Below are 12,045 nucleotides of genomic sequence, written 5' to 3'. Positions count from 1 at the left end.
CACACGCTCTGGAACCCCGTTCAGCGATCATAGTTTAATATCGGGAGGATACGAAGATGACGCTGCAATGGTGGACCGTGCCGGTGACGATCGAAACGCGCTTGGTTGGTCGATATGTTACCATCAACAGCACCGAAAAAGCAGCCGAATATATGCTGGAGAAATGGCCCGGAAGCCAAAACGGGAACTTATTCCTTGTCGCAAAACAAGCTCTGATTGATGCCCATGAGGGCAAGATTCCAACACAGGAAGCGCGCCGCGCGTTTTTAGCGGCAGCAGAAGAAGCTCGAATCTTTTTCTTCAACCAATGAGTAAAACGCGGCAGGGAACCATGGGAGCGCGGTCCCTGCCGTGTTTAAGAGCCTGCTGTTGACGAGTTAAAGGGGAAACGCCAAAGCAGCTCTCTTGCCGCGCCGTGAGAGTAGCGGCAGGCGAGTAAGGATTAGACTCGCCGTTTCTCAAACGCCCACTCGCTTCATTTGTTCCTACATGGACAAATGCGTAATAAAATTACGAGTTCCGGAAAACCGCCGCCTACACCATCTCCGTGGAACGATTGGCAAAAGGGCAGCCGCTCGCTGCGTGCCGGTCTCGCGTCCTCGGCCGAAGTCGACGAGCGCTACGCAGAGAAGCAGCTCGGCCATGCCAGTGCGGAAATGACCCTTCCACCTGTCCCACCGGCGCGATACTCTCCGCGACATCTATCGCAACACCTGCAAGAACCCGTGTGCTCCTTGATTTCCTTGTCGAGAGACTCCAGTCTGGATTGAGGCTCGATCAATGAACTTTTAGCGGACACTCATCCTTCCCTCCGGCTTGGCTGATCTGCAGCGCGACTGTCAGCCTCCGTTTGCAGGTCACTCCTCGTCAGGATTCGGACGACTGCCTGCTCATCGAGAGCCTGCGCGTCGAACAACGCCCTGATCAACCCATTGAAGATATCCCTGCGCTCCGTGAGGATCGCCGTCGCTCGGTCCAGAGCGGCCTCCAGCCTTGCATGGACGCGAGCGGCCAGCTCCAGATCACGATCGAAGACCTCGCCCGGACTGAGGTGCGGACGATAGAGCAGTGGATGCTCGACGCCGAGGCCGAGGATGCGCTCCATGTCAAAGGCAATTCTCGTCGCTCGAGCCAGATCGCTGTTGTCGGTCCCGCCGGAGCCGCCCGAGACGCGCTTGAGGACGAGGGCCTCGGCGGCCCGCCCGGCCATCATCATGGCGAGCATGTTTTCGAACCACTGAGGGGTATCGGTCCCGGATGGATGGAAGCCGAGGAGATTGTAGCCGCCCTGTCCGGTGTCAATGTTCAGACCATGGATGGGCCCGAGACCGAGGGCATGGTGGACGACCGCGTGGCCGGCCTCGTGAACGGCGAAGCGCCAGCGAAGGTCGTAGGGGACCGGCGGCCGATCAAGCCGAATGCCCTCCTCGAGATCCTCATAACGGATCGACCGCTTTTCCCGGCGCGCCTTGAGGCGTGCCTGGCGAATGATCCGCTCGATATCCGCGCCGCTCAGGCCCATCGCGCGGGTCGCCAGCCGCTCGAGCACAGCCTGGGCCGGACGGGCTCCCACAGAGCCCGCTGGCGCATCGTTCATCGTATTGCTTGGCGTCGCGGTCATCGGCCTGCTCCTTTCCGTTCTACATCTTCGGTCAGATCCGGCATGTCGGCCTGTTGTGGGTCCAGCACCATGCGATCATCATCCAGCGGAAGCTCCTGATTTCCGGGCGCGCCTTGGGTATTCAACGTATCGGCCGACCCCACCTTGAAGGCCAATGTTTCAACGTCGTCACCGAGATGATGGGCGAGAATGTCCACGAGCGCCGCCTTGTCCGGTTTCGGGATCTCGATATGCGTCTCCAGCCTGCCCGACCGCTTGAGAGCTTCGTCGATGTCATCGGGCCGGTTGGTTGCGCCGATGATAATGACACCCTCGCTCTTGACCGCGCCATCCAGCAGTTCGAGCGCCTTGTTGACGACGGTATTCCAATAATCGGCATGTTCCCGCTCCGCCGGCTGACGCTTGCCGATGCCGTCGAATTCGTCGATGAACAGGATCGAGGGCGCGACCGACTTCGCCTCGGTGAAGGTTTTGGCCATCTTGTCGACGACATCGTTGAGATGTCCGCCCTGCAGCCATGTCGAAACGGAGGTGACGACTAGCGGGATCTGCAGGCTGTTGCAAAGCGCCCGCGCGAAGGTGGTCTTTCCTGTTCCGGGCGGGCCATAAAGCAACAGCCTGCTGCTCATGTCCGACCAGTCAAGCTTGCCTGCATAGTAACCGGCGAGGTCCGCCTTCAGGTCGAGCGCCCAGTCGCGGGCCTTGCCGTAGCCGGATAGGATCTCGACGGTTAGCGGCGGCTTTGCCCGTTTCGCGCCGCCATCGCCGGACGATGATCGGGGGCTCGACTCAATCGGGGGATCCGGCTGAACGATCTCGGCCCCCGACGGCTTATCCTTCTTCCAGCGCCCACCACTGTCGCTGTCTGATGATGCCGGTGTCGAGGTCTCGGAGGACGTCGCAGGTTTCTTCTTGTCCGATCCCTTCGGCGCGGATGCGGCGGCCGTGCCTCTTCCGCCCCCGTTTTCTTCTTCGTCCTCGAAGTCATCCCGATTGCGCCGGGCGAGCCGGGCAAGGACGGACAGCGCATTGGCAAGATCCCGTCCCGGCCGGAAGGCGAGGATCACATCTTCCAGCGACAGCCAGCGCGCATCCGAATCCGCGGGCAGGTCGATGTCGCCGATCGCCGCGTCCGGATAGAGCGCCTCGACCACATCGCCGATGAACGCCCGGTCGAACTGCCCGGTCTCCAGCGACACGTCGGCCGTGATCTGCAGCACGGCGGGAATGTCCGATTGCTTCTCGGCGATCGCGACGATGGGCAGGTCGCGAGCGAAGGCGCCGAGCATCCGTCGCCGCAGGACGGCGCCGGTCACTCGATGTACGCTTCCGCCTCGGAATTCGACGACACGCCTGCGGGTCTCTCCGTCCTGCACGTCGAGGTAATCGTCGTTGAACGTGTAGTCCCCATCCACGATCCCGAACGGACCACCGGGAACGAAACGCGACTTTTGCAGGAGCCGCGAGACCTCCCGCTCGAAGCCGGCAAGCGGCGCATGCAGCGCCACGACCGGTGTCACATGCGTGATCGCCCGAACGATATCACGCAACGACTTTGTGCCCCTGCCAATCGCACGGGCCAGCACCAGGGCGGCCACGACATGGCTCACCAGCGGCGGCTCCGCCGCCATGCCGACCAGCCGGATCGCGTAGGAGCGACGGTCGAGGCCAATGTCCGCCGTGGCCCCATGCCCCTTCCGGCTGCTCCTCCGCCGAACGGGTACGAACGTGGCCGTCGATCGCATTGCCGTGGTCGCGGCCGTGCTATCGGCGTTCCTGCCGAAGCCGGTACCCGCACCAGCAGACACGGGCGGCCGGATGAGATCAGCGCCAAAGCGGCTCCGGAACCAGTCGAGATCGCGCTGAAGATCGCCGGTGAGCGCCGCTGTATCAAAGGCCGGACCGTAAAGCCGCAGCGTATAGACGCCCTCTTCACTGGTCCACGATCCGAGGAGGCCGTGAAGCGCCGCATTCCGGCGCGCTTCGCGGCGGGCGAGATGATGCAGGCGGCGGATGAAGAAGAGGGAGATCCTATCCATCGGACCGGCCTCCGGTTTCAGCGGCAATAATTGCCGTTTTGGGACCGCGAACGGGCTTGCCGCTCCAAAGATCGAGCCAGTCGATCAACAGTTGGCACGCCGGGTCACCATGATCGGCATGGGCGCGCAATCTGGATAGGATAATGTCCGGAATGGCATTGCCAAGCGTCCCGCTCTGGCGGGAATAGCTCAATGCCAGTCCGATCAGGATGGCGGGATCGTTGGTGAGGTGCTCGATCGGCGGGAGGTCGGTTGCGATCGTGGCATCGCTTTGATCAACGCGCTGCCAGCGAGTTGCGGGATGGATCGAAGTGGAAGCGGCCTCGCGGCGAAAGCGCGATGGCGGACGTGTGTCGAAAGACATGGCAGCTCCTTGGCCAGACCGCAAAGAGGTCCGGCGCTCATGAGAAGACAGAATGGTGAGGGGAGCTGCGGCTATCGCCGCAGCCAGCGCTCAGTGCGCCGCGGGGCGACGCGCGAAGCCGACGCGGATGCGGACAGGCTCAGGTTCGTCGTCCTCCGCCTCGGCGAAGCAGCCGAGGTCATCGGCGCCGTCGTCTTCTTCCTGCCAGAGAGCCGCCTGCTGCTCTTCATAGCTGACGCTCGGTCCATTCAGGCGGATCGGCGCCTTGCCGAGAAGATCGGCAGCAACAGCGGTAGCGGCTTCCATGGCCGACATGCCCATGACGTCGAGCGCCTTGCGCGCTTCGGTCTCGAGAAGCTGCCGGACACGACGGCCGAAGCGGGCACGCAATTCGGCCATGCACATGGCGACACCGTCGATCTCGAGAAGATCATCGATTTCGGACAGTGCCCAGATGCCGGTGGCATGATCGCTCGGACGGCTGGCACCATCGACGATCGCGACCTCGACCGTATCGACCATCAGGCGTTTGTGGTGTTTGTAGAGCCAGTCCGGCAGGACCATCGCCCCGGCCATCATCTTCATTTTCAACTCCTCGAGACGGCTGGTGTCGCCGTAAGAAGCAAGCGAACGCTTGAGGTCGAGGATGTAGGCGGTATGGCGCGCGCGGTTCACCACGATCAGGTCGGGCGTATAGCTCCCCCTCGCCGGTGCCTCGCAGTCGAGCTTGATTCCGTCGAGCTGCGCCCAGTCATTTCCCGAGACAGCCTCGAGAGCCGCCTTGACCAGCGGCAGCTTCAGCGACTGGGTCAGGACCGTGATGGACGAGTTCGCCTTGGCAAGACGCTCGACCGCCTGCTCCAGCAGCTTGCCTTCCCTGAAGGAGACCGCACGAACCAACGAGGCGATGTTGACGTAATGCCCGAGGATCTCGTCCTCGACCGGTTCGCCGTCGGCGATCGCCGCAATGGCGCGATCGATCAAGAGGTCGAGATCTGCCTCGACATCGCGGAAACGGACGAGATGCGGGTGGCGGCGCAGCGCTGGCGGCTCGCCGATGGTTGCCCGGTCACCGAAGCCGAACGTGCGGCGGGTGGACATGGTGGTCGCAGCCGAGGCGGCGATGGTGCAACGAAGAACTTCCCCATTGGGGATAGCGGAGGTAAACGTGGTCATAGCCCGATTCCTTTTGCAAGAAGGCTGAGGGTCAGGCCCTTGTCGATGCGCCAACATCGGCTTGGGCCGCTCTGTCCGGACCATCCGGAACGTCCCTAACCTGGCAGGACCCGGAGCCGGGCTCAAGGACCCGGACAACAAAAAAGAGAACGAAGCCGGTACAAGGTTAACGCGGGGCTCACGAGACCCCGGCTGCCGGTGATGCGTTCATCGAGGCCACCTTCCCCAGGATTGCAAAGCCACCAGATTTCAAAGGGCCGTTGGACGGCCCCTTGCGTTTCGACAGAGCGGCCGTCCAACCAGCCGCGATCAATCACCAGTTACGACACGCTGTCAGATGCCGGCGAACCGTGATTGGGACCTGCAGCCGCCTTGGCGCGATCGAGAATGGCCGGTCGCTTGAAGCCTCTTTGTGCTGCTGCGGGAACACCGGCGCTGAGCGGCGGTACGTCATCAAGCTGCTTGCGTGCCACAGGCTCCTCCATGACTCGGATCAACCCGCCGGTCGCAGCATTCAACCCGGCATCCATCCGTTTCACCGCTTCAGACACTGAAGTATCGACGAGCTCCTGCGGCTTCGTGGGAGTGACAGCGCTGAGCTTCTCAGCCTCTTCGTTCGGGACTGCGGGCACGTCGGCCGCAGGCTCACCGAGACCGACCGACCACGCCGGATTTTTCTGCTTCGAGACTGTCCACTCCAGCGTCGGCAGCACGGTGTTTGCAAGCCAGTCGCGCATCTCGGCGGACTTCGGCCAGTAGTCGACACTGCCGAGTTTATAAAGCAAGGCATCGACCTCGGCCCAACGGCTTCCTTTGTCAAAGACGGTCGCACGCGGATAATAGCCTTCCGCGATTTCCGGTTCAACGAAGCGGGCAAGGCTCGCCAGCTCCTGTTGCGCCACGCGAGCGAGATCCTGGATCTCCCTGCTCAGCATTTCCTTGAACACGCGCTTACCAGCAAGTGCCACTCCGACATCGTGCCGGATCATGTCGATATGCGCGATATAGGACTTCAGGCCATCACGCGTCTTCGTCGCGATCAGAGCCTTTAAACCATCGATCCCGCCGACCGAGGAGGGATCGGCCTCAGGCTGGCTACCACCCGCCGCTTCGCCGGCGAGAATGGTTCTTACGTCTGCCACCGTAAGCCGCCCCTGCTTTTGCGCGAAGACGATGGCATCATCGATCTGCTCCGGTCTCGCCGAACTCAGATGGAACAGGACCGTCGAGCCAATGGACAGATCAACGAGAGTGTCTCTGTAGTCGGACAGATTACGGAACACCGCTCGGTAATTGCGCGCACTGCGCGCGTTGAGGCCGCACCGCTTCTTAACCCACGTGTCGAAGGCGCCTTCGGCCAGCACTTCGGATGCAGAATGAAGATGGTCGCCGAGTTCGAAGGTCTGTTCCGTGGACCGGCGACCGAGATCAGCGATGAAGCTTGCCATGCTCTCGAGACGAGCACGCGCCGCGGCGTTGATCTCAAGCGCGTCATAGATGGAAGAGGTGGCGGCAGGGGCAGTAGCTTTGTTGGAATTACGCATAATAGACTCCATGTACGAGATACAAACAGCCCGACAAAATATCCGTCGAGCAACCGTATTATTGCACGCAAACGTAGAATCTGCAAACCGCAGTCAAAATCCACCTCAGCCTTAGACTTATGTTTTACTTACATATATACGATTTTCAGGTCAGATTTTTGTCAGTTTTCGCCTGCTACAAGCTATAAGGAAAATTTGTTGCTTCAACCTTTACTTGCTTTCCATCGCAAGTATTAAAGACCTGACTCCCCTGCACGATCACGCTGCCGATCCGCGGGATCCTCGCCGCCGCTCCGCAGGGTGCATTCGAGTTACCGGACAGCTAAAAAACGTCGAGCCGAGTTGCCCGCACGTCAAAACAAATTGCGTTCGTTTGATTCCGAATTCCAGATTTCTGATTCATTGTTCTGATGCTTCGATTCGCGAACGCCGTTTGCAAGCGTGCAAGTGATCTCGATTTGTCTCAACGTGCCCGCAACGTGTTTCAAATTGCGCTCATTCGATTCAAACCTCTGCGCAAACGATTCATGAACCAATATTTCCGATTCCGATGCAAACGGCGTTGCCATACGGGCGGGTAGCTGGCAGGTCTGGCGCCAGCGGAAGGGACATAGTGGTGCGGTGATGCCCGACGACAAGAGAAACAAGAAGCAGCGGGATCGGCAGCAGAGGCTGCGTGATGCGAACAGGCAGGCACGGCGGCCTGACCGAGACGACGTCGCGAGGACGGCGCTCTTCATGACGATCTCTGCAATGGCCACCAGGGGCGCCGACGATGCTCTCGAGGAATTTCAGGATCGTGTTGTGGCGATGCTGGTCGCGCAGGGATTCGATGAAAGGGCATCGGACGCAATCTTCGACGACCTCGTCTCAAAATACCGGACAGGCACCTGGCCGTTTCGCAGGAAGGTGCACCTTCTCTATTCCGACGATATCGAACAGAACGAATAATCGGCTACGTCTTGGACTGTGGTGGCGCCGTCCTCGAATGTGCGTCGATAGCGATGGAACACCTAACGGCGTTTGCAGTTTGTTGCCGCCTCCCCCCATTACTTCTCCAAACGCCGTTTGATTCCGAATCGGGTTTTCGGAGGTGCATTTGGGTCCGGTTAATGGCCCTCCCCTCTACGTTAGCGTGTCGAGAGCTATGAGATGGCGCATTGTGCCAATTAGGGACAACGCTGGTGGGCCGTTATTTCCTGATCAACCACCACTTTATAAACCACTTGACAGCAGTACACGCCGTCTGCAGTTGTGCTGTCAGCTTAGGCAACCGCCGAGGCTGGAATGCGCACTAACCGATGCTACTTGCCTGGCTAGGTTGGACATAAGAACTTTCGAGCGACATCCTGGAACGGCCCTGGCAAGAGGAAAATTCCGGCGCTACTCCCCGGCCCGTACTTGTGGGGGTGGTGAACCACCAAATCAAATGACCTCTGCCGAAGGACGGGAAACCAGCGGCGGAAACGACGAGATAAAGCGAGCGAGCAGTCTGCATCACCTGTTCCGTGTGGTGAGCTTAAGCAGACAAGAGATGATCGGATCGAGGACGAGCGGACGTCTGAGGGATCCATAGTGGCGAGCGCATTCCTTCGAAATCCACTCTGGACTCGCGAAGGTCATCATGCAGATCAACTCCCCTGAATACCTTTCCAGTTTCTCACGCGGGCACTGCCTGCCCTAGCGCGTCCGGCTTCTTCGCCCGACCGCTGACATGCTGCGTCATTTCGCAGCCTGCCCAAGGCCGGGTTTCCGCAACCTGACGCGCCACCACGCAACCCGACTGCAAAAAGCAGCCGTACGGTCGCGCGCATGCCTGAGGAATACCGAAATGACCAATACCCCTTGCGCAAATCCCGACGCCGGCGCAATCAGAACAGGCTACCTTCACGACGTCGTCAACGACACGAAATCCCGCTCCTTCTGCGGGCCGACTGTGGTGGCAGCCATTACGGGAGAGCCGATCTCCCGCACACGGGATTGCTATCGTCTGGTGCGTCACGGCGCCGACTGGACAAGCTGGAAGCGCGCCCCGGCGATCATGGGAACTCAACTTTGGGAAACAGAACAGGTTCTCCGGCTCTTCGGCTATACCGGCACCTGGCACAACGTTCTGGGTCAGCCTACCCTTGCGGCCTACCTCGAAGCGAGAACTGGTGTTCAGCGCACGCATCCTTGCATCGTTCTCGTCACTGGCCACTACGTCGCAGTCGCCGGCTGGCTGTTCTGCGATACTTTCAGTAAGGGGCAAGTCGTTGATGCCGACAACGCTCCCGGCCGACGCAAGCGGGTGCAGAAGGCATTTGTCATCACTCGCCGCATTACGCCGGTAGAACATATTCCGACGAAGACACCGACCCTGACGCCGCGTGGAGCAACCCGCAAGCTGGATCAGCTCTTTCGCAAGGCCATTAAGGCCGAGACGGGCGCGGCGCGGATCAGGGTGACGTCGGATGGTGATGTTCATATCCAGACATCACGTTATGGCAGCTGGGAGTGGATCGGCGGGGTAGAAACCGTTGAACAGTCACTTCTGGGGCCGAACACCGGCTATCTGAACGGTGATACCGCTGAAGCTGCAGCGTACCGCGCCGCGGCGGCGAACTCATAACACGACAAGGGCGCCGAGACCGAACAAAGGTCCGGCGCCCTTGCCCGCCATGCACGGCGACGTCGCCGCACGATCCAAGCCTCACCTTCCCTACGAACCTAACGCGCGCCGAGGACAGGTCCCTGCGACGCAATTTCGAACTCAAAAAAGGACACTTTATGCTACCCAATGCCTGGGCGAACAAGCTTCCCTTCACCTTGGTGGCCTCCATCGAAGACCACCAGAATATCGTGGCCTTCGTCGGCCAGAATAGCCAAGCCTTTAATTACCTCTTGGATGCGCTCTCGAATGCAAATGGTAAGATCGAGAATGGCTGCTGCTTCCTTTCCAAGCCGATCTTCGTGACGGTCACCGCCAACCGTGTTGCAATCTCCGGCAAAGCGCCGCAACGAAAGCGCACACACACCGCCGGCTATCGCATTACGTTCGAGCTGCGCTCCCGCGATGCAAGCGAGAACGGCGCTATGGCTATGCTGATCGCGACGGCGGTTGGGTGCATGCGGATTCGTGACACGATTAGCGCCTGCGACCTGATTTGCAAGGTGGGTTACGACATCACCAGGACGCTGAACGAGATGGCCGCCGAGTTCATCGAACAGATCGAGATCTCGTCCCGTTGTCTTCTGATTGATTGGCCTGCCGCATAATCACCGATTTGCGCAGCATGGCCATACCGGCTTAGCACTCAAGCGGGGCTCCCGGGCCCTGCGACGCCTGCTACCATGCCCCATCTTTCCTGCCCGAACTTGAGAGTATCCGATGACCAAGAACGTCCTCTTCTATGCCCGCTACTCCACCGACCGCCAAGACGAGGTATCGATCGAAACGCAGATCGAACTCGGCAAGTCCTTTGTCGAGAAGCAGGGCTGGAAGCTGGTGGAGAACTATTGCGACGCTGCGGTCAGCGGAACGTCCTTCATGCTGCGCCCCGGCATCCAGCAACTCCTCGCACGCGTGAAGGAGGAGCGCATCGATGTGGTTCTCTGCGTGACCGTAGATCGCCTGTCGCGCGATATCGAGCACAGCCATAAGATCCTCAAGGAACTGCGCTATCGCGATGTCGATCTCTGGACGGTCCACGCCGGCACCCCCGTCACGGACATGGAGATGTCGTTTCGCGCCATGCTGAGCCACGAGCTTGTCGGGCAGATCCGTTTCCGCACACGAGAGGGTATGAAGACGGCGGCGCGCAAGGGCAAGGCAACGACACGCATCTCCTATGGCTACTGCCTCGGCCAGCAGCGCGACGCTAACGGCGATCGTATCCGCGGTCTGCGTGAGATCGACCCTGCTCAGGCCGAGACCGTCCGCTGGATCTTCGAGCAATATGCGAGCGGCGTCAGTCCGGCGACAATCGCTCAGAACCTCAATGATCGCCGTGTTCCGGCGCCACAGGAACAGTACTGGCGCGACGACACGATCCGTGGCGACGGCAAGCGGCAGGCCGGCATCCTCCACAACGAACTCTATGTCGGCCGGATGATTTGGAACAAGCAGAACTACCGCAAGAACCCGGAGACCGAACGCCGAACCGCTCGCCTCAATGACAGAAGCGATTGGGTCGTCACTGAAGTCCCCCATATGCGTATCGTCAGCGATGAACTCTGGGCGCGCGTGAAGGAACGGCAACTGACGACACTGGAGAACTTTTCCCGGACGACCACCAACCGGTTGAACAGGACGCACCGGCCGAGCTACCTGCTGAGCGGCATGCTGGAATGTGCCGAATGCGGCGGCTCCTACGCCATCATGGCCAAGGAACGCTACGGCTGCTCCAACCACAAGAGCAAGCTGCCGGTCGATGGTCTTGGCGGCGCGTGCTGCACCAACCAGAAGACCATTCTCCGCAAGAACCTGGAGGACCGGGTGCTGTCCTGCCTCCCCGCCGCCTTCTTCGGCATGGGCGTGTTCGACGACGTCGCCGGACAGGCTCGCCAAAACCTCGCAGCTTCGATCCAGAACGAACCCGACGAGCACCAGCAGATTTCCCGGGAGTTGAAGGCTGCCGAGCAGGAACAGCGCCAGATCATCCAGCAGATCAGCGACCGCGCGGCTGAAGGCCGCCCTCGTTTGGCTGCACTCGACGATATGCTCGACAAACTCGAGGAGCGCCGTGCCGGCCTCGAAGCGCGTCTGAAGCAGATGCCGGCGGTGGAGGATTTCGGGGAGAAGATCAGGAAACTGAAGGCGGAGGTCAGTCCGCAGGCCGTCGAGCTGATCATCAACTCCGCATTCTATTACATGCGCGAGCACGCTGATTCCGAGACGAAGCAGCCTTTCGTCAACATCGTGCGCCAGTTCATCCAGAAGGTCGTCATCGGCAAGACACCCGGCCACCAGCCGGCATCCCTTGAAGTCCACGGCCGGATCGCCTCCATCCTGGCGGCGATGGAAGCCGCAACGATCCTGGAGAAACAGTTCAAGGCACTGAAGCAGCATGATTACCTGGAGAAGCTTCGCGCCGGCGAACTCGACACGGAGCAGAAACAAAAAAAGCTCCTCGACGCTTACGCGGAGGAGCTTTCTGTGAAGCGACTTGAATGGGCAAATATTCAAGTCTCAGTGGTTGCGGGGGCAGGATTTGAACCTGCGGCCTTCAGGTTATGAGCCTGACGAGCTACCGGGCTGCTCCACCCCGCGTTACCAGCGTAAACCGCTTTGCGGTTTATCGCACCTCGAGCGAACCGTTG

Annotated in this window: 11 protein-coding genes, 1 tRNA gene and 1 pseudogene; 6 read left to right on the top strand and 7 right to left on the bottom strand. The window is 60.3% G+C overall.

Features of this window, described 5'->3' with window-relative positions; all coding sequences use genetic code 11:
* Positions 1 to 56 precede the first annotated feature (56 nt).
* Positions 57 to 311: a DUF982 domain-containing protein gene (locus ACXHXG_RS28915; RefSeq protein ID WP_457901515.1), complete on the top strand. Its 255-nt coding sequence runs from the start codon at positions 57 to 59 to the stop codon at positions 309 to 311.
* Positions 312 to 575: 264 nt separating this feature from the next.
* Positions 576 to 770: pseudogene (locus tag ACXHXG_RS28910) on the top strand (hypothetical protein); the annotation flags it as partial.
* Positions 771 to 799: 29 nt separating this feature from the next.
* Here ACXHXG_RS28910 and ACXHXG_RS28905 read toward each other — a convergent pair.
* From ACXHXG_RS28905 to ACXHXG_RS28880, 6 genes are all read right to left on the bottom strand, one after another.
* Positions 800 to 1,621 (bottom strand): ATP-dependent metallopeptidase FtsH/Yme1/Tma family protein, encoded by an 822-nt coding sequence (locus ACXHXG_RS28905; RefSeq protein ID WP_457901514.1) that lies wholly within the window; start codon positions 1,619 to 1,621, stop codon positions 800 to 802.
* Positions 1,618 to 3,660 (bottom strand): AAA family ATPase, encoded by a 2,043-nt coding sequence (locus ACXHXG_RS28900; protein WP_457901513.1) that lies wholly within the window; start codon positions 3,658 to 3,660, stop codon positions 1,618 to 1,620. Before ACXHXG_RS28900 ends, ACXHXG_RS28905 begins: the two co-directional genes overlap by 4 nt.
* The gene (locus ACXHXG_RS28895) at positions 3,653 to 4,024 is read right to left on the bottom strand and encodes a hypothetical protein (RefSeq protein ID WP_457901512.1); all 372 of its coding nucleotides are present in this window, start codon (positions 4,022 to 4,024) and stop codon (positions 3,653 to 3,655) included. The genes ACXHXG_RS28900 and ACXHXG_RS28895 overlap by 8 nt, the downstream gene beginning before the upstream one ends.
* Before the next feature lie 90 nt (positions 4,025 to 4,114).
* Positions 4,115 to 5,200: a hypothetical protein gene (locus ACXHXG_RS28890; RefSeq protein WP_457901511.1), complete on the bottom strand. Its 1,086-nt coding sequence runs from the start codon at positions 5,198 to 5,200 to the stop codon at positions 4,115 to 4,117.
* A gap of 320 nt (positions 5,201 to 5,520) precedes the next feature.
* Positions 5,521 to 6,744, bottom strand: a complete 1,224-nt coding sequence (locus ACXHXG_RS28885) for a hypothetical protein (RefSeq protein WP_457901510.1) — start codon at positions 6,742 to 6,744, stop codon at positions 5,521 to 5,523.
* A gap of 353 nt (positions 6,745 to 7,097) precedes the next feature.
* On the bottom strand, positions 7,098 to 7,484 hold the full coding sequence (locus ACXHXG_RS28880) for a hypothetical protein (protein ID WP_457901509.1): 387 nt from the start codon (positions 7,482 to 7,484) through the stop codon (positions 7,098 to 7,100).
* Here ACXHXG_RS28880 and ACXHXG_RS28875 point away from each other — a divergent pair.
* The 4 genes from ACXHXG_RS28875 (at position 7,483) to ACXHXG_RS28860 (ending at position 11,962) form a co-directional block, all read left to right on the top strand.
* On the top strand, positions 7,483 to 7,695 hold the full coding sequence (locus ACXHXG_RS28875; protein ID WP_457901508.1) for a hypothetical protein: 213 nt from the start codon (positions 7,483 to 7,485) through the stop codon (positions 7,693 to 7,695). The genes ACXHXG_RS28880 and ACXHXG_RS28875 overlap by 2 nt on opposite strands.
* An 880-nt stretch (positions 7,696 to 8,575) precedes the next feature.
* Positions 8,576 to 9,355 carry a hypothetical protein gene (locus ACXHXG_RS28870; RefSeq protein ID WP_457901507.1) on the top strand — a complete coding sequence of 260 codons (780 nt, stop codon included), beginning with the start codon at positions 8,576 to 8,578 and terminating at the stop codon, positions 9,353 to 9,355.
* Between the two features lie 158 nt (positions 9,356 to 9,513).
* Positions 9,514 to 10,002, top strand: a complete 489-nt coding sequence (locus tag ACXHXG_RS28865; RefSeq protein WP_457901506.1) for a hypothetical protein — start codon at positions 9,514 to 9,516, stop codon at positions 10,000 to 10,002.
* A 112-nt stretch (positions 10,003 to 10,114) separates the two neighbouring features.
* Entirely contained in the window at positions 10,115 to 11,962 is a 1,848-nt protein-coding gene (locus tag ACXHXG_RS28860; protein WP_457901589.1) for a recombinase family protein, read from the top strand.
* Here the strand turns inward: ACXHXG_RS28860 and ACXHXG_RS28855 are convergent.
* A tRNA-Met gene (locus ACXHXG_RS28855) sits at positions 11,919 to 11,995 on the bottom strand. The genes ACXHXG_RS28860 and ACXHXG_RS28855 overlap by 44 nt on opposite strands.
* Positions 11,996 to 12,045: the final 50 nt, after the last annotated feature.

The organism is Rhizobium sp. LEGMi-198b (genome assembly GCF_054114205.1).
This window is presented reverse-complemented; position numbering and strand designations above follow the sequence as displayed.

Bases quoted from the DNA above. Each gene is read 5' to 3' on its own strand.
- ACXHXG_RS28915 (WP_457901515.1), top strand. From the start codon at position 57: ATGACGCTGCAATGGTGGACCGTGCCGGTGACGATCGAAACGCGCTTG.
- ACXHXG_RS28905 (WP_457901514.1), bottom strand. From the start codon at position 1,621: ATGACCGCGACGCCAAGCAATACGATGAACGATGCGCCAGCGGGCTCT.
- ACXHXG_RS28900 (WP_457901513.1), bottom strand. From the start codon at position 3,660: ATGGATAGGATCTCCCTCTTCTTCATCCGCCGCCTGCATCATCTCGCC.
- ACXHXG_RS28895 (WP_457901512.1), bottom strand. From the start codon at position 4,024: ATGTCTTTCGACACACGTCCGCCATCGCGCTTTCGCCGCGAGGCCGCT.
- ACXHXG_RS28890 (WP_457901511.1), bottom strand. From the start codon at position 5,200: ATGACCACGTTTACCTCCGCTATCCCCAATGGGGAAGTTCTTCGTTGC.
- ACXHXG_RS28885 (WP_457901510.1), bottom strand. From the start codon at position 6,744: ATGCGTAATTCCAACAAAGCTACTGCCCCTGCCGCCACCTCTTCCATC.
- ACXHXG_RS28875 (WP_457901508.1), top strand. From the start codon at position 7,483: ATGACGATCTCTGCAATGGCCACCAGGGGCGCCGACGATGCTCTCGAG.
- ACXHXG_RS28880 (WP_457901509.1), bottom strand. From the start codon at position 7,484: ATGAAGAGCGCCGTCCTCGCGACGTCGTCTCGGTCAGGCCGCCGTGCC.
- ACXHXG_RS28870 (WP_457901507.1), top strand. From the start codon at position 8,576: ATGACCAATACCCCTTGCGCAAATCCCGACGCCGGCGCAATCAGAACA.
- ACXHXG_RS28865 (WP_457901506.1), top strand. From the start codon at position 9,514: ATGCTACCCAATGCCTGGGCGAACAAGCTTCCCTTCACCTTGGTGGCC.
- ACXHXG_RS28860 (WP_457901589.1), top strand. From the start codon at position 10,115: ATGACCAAGAACGTCCTCTTCTATGCCCGCTACTCCACCGACCGCCAA.